This is a genomic window from Mesorhizobium sp. M8A.F.Ca.ET.208.01.1.1, from assembly GCF_004791315.1.
In the GTDB taxonomy this organism is placed as follows: domain Bacteria; phylum Pseudomonadota; class Alphaproteobacteria; order Rhizobiales; family Rhizobiaceae; genus Mesorhizobium.
In genome coordinates this window covers 1-417 of sequence record NZ_SRUT01000066.1, presented here as the reverse complement: position 1 = coordinate 417, position 417 = coordinate 1, and the positions used below count along the sequence as shown (strand labels likewise).

Annotated in this window: 1 protein-coding gene; it reads left to right on the top strand. The window is 57.3% G+C overall.

Annotation, left to right across the window (positions count from 1 at the left end):
* A partial coding sequence (locus EN851_RS34295) for a helix-turn-helix domain-containing protein (protein ID WP_135931057.1) occupies positions 1–229 on the top strand: 229 nt, incomplete at its 5' end.
* Between the last annotated feature and the right edge of the window lie 188 nt (positions 230–417).

Below are 417 nucleotides of genomic sequence, written 5' to 3'. Positions count from 1 at the left end.
CGAATACGCCTTTCGCACCACGTTCGCGGTAACCCCGCTCGAATTCATAAGAGCGCTCCGCCTCAACGAAGCAAGACGGCTCCTTGTCACGGCTCGCGCCAACGGCTTGAGCGTTACGACGATCGCTATGGACGTGGGGGTCACCCATCTGGGCCGCTTCGCCGCGAATTATCGACTGTTCTTCGGCGAATCTCCCTACGAAACACTGCAGCGCGCCGGAAGATCGTGACTGGGGCGCAACCTGCGCCGAGAAATGCCGGTCATCATTGCAAGCGGTTCGATGGAATTTGCGCAATCCGGATAGAAGTCGAACTTCAGAATTAGTAGATTCTAAAATGCAACTATATACCGGCTCCGGCCGCAAGGTGGGGACCAGTTTGGTTACGGTTCGGCACAGGCTTGCGTCGGATGCGTGGC